Genomic DNA, 2508 nt, shown 5'->3' on the forward strand with positions numbered 1-2508 from the left:
CTGCCAACGCCCAACTGCTGGCCGGCCTCAAGGAGGCGGGCCCCTGGAACGCTGACGTCGCCGTCTGCGTGCCCACCCTCTATATCGCCGAGACGGCGCTTGCGTTGACCGGCACGGCCATCACCTACGGCGCGCAGGACTGCTCCTCGCACGAGCAGGGCGCCTACACCGGTGAGGTCTCGTCGGCCATGCTGGCGGACGTCGGCTGCCGCTACGCCATCGTCGGCCATTCGGAGCGCCGCGCTTATCACGCGGAAAGCGACCAACTGGTCGCCGACAAGGCCAAGGCCGCGCTGGCCCATGGCGTGACGCCCATCGTCTGCGTCGGCGAAACGCGTGCTGAGCGCGAAGCCGGCCAGACCGAAGCCGTCGTCAAGCGGCAACTCGCCGCCGTCATCCACACGCTGGGCCATTGCTGCGGCGAAATGGTCGTTGCCTATGAGCCCGTCTGGGCCATCGGCACCGGCCTGACCGCCTCGCCCGCCGAGGCGCAAGCCGTGCATGCGGTGCTGCGCGCGCAGTTACACGCCGCGACGGACAAGTCCGGTGTCATGCGCATCCTTTACGGCGGCAGCGTCAAGGCTGACAACGCGGCCGAGTTGTTCTCGCAGCCCGATATCGACGGCGGCCTGATTGGCGGCGCGTCGTTGAAGGTGGCGGATTTCGCCGCCATCTGCTTGGCGGCGACGCACTGAGTTTTTCGGGCGCCTGGCACTGAGGCCGGGCGTCAACAAGTTTTGATGGAGTGTTTGGAATGCAGTTCTTTGCGAATCTGGTGTTGATCGTTCAGTTGCTCTCGGCCCTGGTGATCATCGGTCTGGTGCTTGTGCAGCACGGCAAGGGCGCCGACATGGGCGCGTCCTTCGGCAGCGGTGCCTCGGGCAGCCTGTTCGGTGCCACCGGCAGTGCCAACTTCCTGTCGCGCAGCACGGCCGTCGCCGCCACGCTGTTCTTTGGTTGCACGCTGGGCCTGGCCTTCYTGTCCAACGGCCGCACGGCCGCACCGACTGCCGACAGCGTGCTGGACCGCGCCGCCGTCGTCTCGCCCGCCGCGTCGGGCGCTGCCGCCATCCCTGGTGCCGTCGTTGCGCCGGTCGCGCCGGCCTCGGTTGCCGCCTCCGCTGCCCCCAACTGAAGTCCGACTAAAAACCTCGCCTCTTCACCGGGACACCCCTAATTCCCGGTATAGAATTCGAGGCTGTCTGGCACGCAAACCCTCACTAGCTGCCAGGCATGTTTGAGTACCTGCCGTCGTGGTGAAATTGGTAGACACGCTATCTTGAGGGGGTAGTGGCGAAAGCTGTGCGAGTTCGAGTCTCGCCGACGGCACCAGAACATCGGCTAGGATTCCCGCGGCACTGATGCGGGAGTCAGCCATAGCGGCCTGTCGCCAAAGTCGCTCAGCCTCAGGCTGGGTTGATTGAGGCTAGGTTCAAGGCGGGCGCGATCCGCGAGCGAGACTTTGGTTTTGCTGGTGACGCGCCCGTTTGCTTTTGTGGCTCGCGTATGCGGGCCACGTTGACGAAGACGTTTAGTCGACCCGAGAAAGCCCAGATGAATCTCGATCAATACCTGCCCGTCATCCTCTTCATTTTGGTCGGCGCAGTGGTCGGGATTGCACCCCAGGTGCTCGGCGCGCTGCTCGGCCCCAATCGGCCCGACGCGGCCAAGAACTCCCCCTACGAATGCGGCTTTGAGGCCTTTGAAGACGCGCGCATGAAATTCGATGTGCGCTACTACCTCGTCGCCATTCTGTTCATTCTTTTCGACCTGGAAATTGCCTTCCTGTTCCCTTGGGCCGTGGCGCTCAAGGAGATCGGTGCGACGGGCTTCTGGGCCATGATGATCTTCCTCGGCATTCTGGTCGTCGGCTTTGCCTACGAGTGGAAAAAAGGCGCCCTCGATTGGGAATAAACGTCCGCCGACACAAGCTGGGAATTCCAAATGGGTATTGAAGGCGTCTTGAAAGAGGGCTTTGTCACCACGTCGGTCGACAAGCTCATCAACTGGTCCAAGACCGGCTCACTCTGGCCGATGACATTCGGTTTGGCCTGCTGTGCCGTCGAGATGATGCACGCGGGTGCCGCGCGCTACGACATCGACCGCTTCGGCATGCTGTTTCGCCCGAGCCCGCGCCAGTCCGACTTGATGATCGTGGCCGGCACGCTGTGCAACAAGATGGCGCCGGCCCTGCGCAAGGTCTACGACCAGATGGCCGAGCCGCGCTGGGTGCTGTCGATGGGCTCCTGCGCCAATGGCGGCGGCTATTACCACTACAGCTATTCCGTCGTGCGCGGCTGCGACCGCATCGTGCCGGTGGACGTCTACGTGCCCGGCTGCCCGCCGACGGCCGAGGCGCTGCTCTACGGCATCCTGCAACTGCAGGCCAAGATCCGCCGCGAAAACACCATTGCACGCTGAGCGCCAAGGTATGAGCCTGAATCTCGAAACCCTGGCCCAGCAAGTTGGCGCCGTCCTCGGTGAGCGCGTCGTTGCGCTGAAGAACGC

Annotated in this window: 4 protein-coding genes and 1 tRNA gene; all 5 read left to right on the plus strand. The window is 64.0% G+C overall.

Going from position 1 to position 2508, the window contains the following annotated elements; translation table 11 throughout:
* On the plus strand, positions 1–695 hold a 695-nt coding region (gene tpiA / locus ACXJKR_RS29680), incomplete at its 5' end, for a triose-phosphate isomerase (protein WP_457325900.1).
* A 59-nt stretch (positions 696–754) separates the two neighbouring features.
* Complete coding sequence (gene secG, locus ACXJKR_RS29685; RefSeq protein WP_457325901.1) at positions 755–1135, plus strand: preprotein translocase subunit SecG; 381 nt, start codon at positions 755–757, stop codon at positions 1133–1135.
* Positions 1136–1247: 112 nt separating this feature from the next.
* Positions 1248–1332, plus strand: a tRNA-Leu gene (locus ACXJKR_RS29690).
* Between the two features lie 222 nt (positions 1333–1554).
* Positions 1555–1914, plus strand: a complete 360-nt coding sequence (locus ACXJKR_RS29695) for an NADH-quinone oxidoreductase subunit A (RefSeq protein WP_056196915.1) — start codon at positions 1555–1557, stop codon at positions 1912–1914.
* Positions 1915–1944: 30 nt separating this feature from the next.
* Positions 1945–2421: a NuoB/complex I 20 kDa subunit family protein gene (locus ACXJKR_RS29700; protein ID WP_046113908.1), complete on the plus strand. Its 477-nt coding sequence runs from the start codon at positions 1945–1947 to the stop codon at positions 2419–2421.
* Positions 2422–2508 lie beyond the last annotated feature (87 nt).

This window comes from Roseateles sp. P5_E11 (assembly GCF_054049355.1).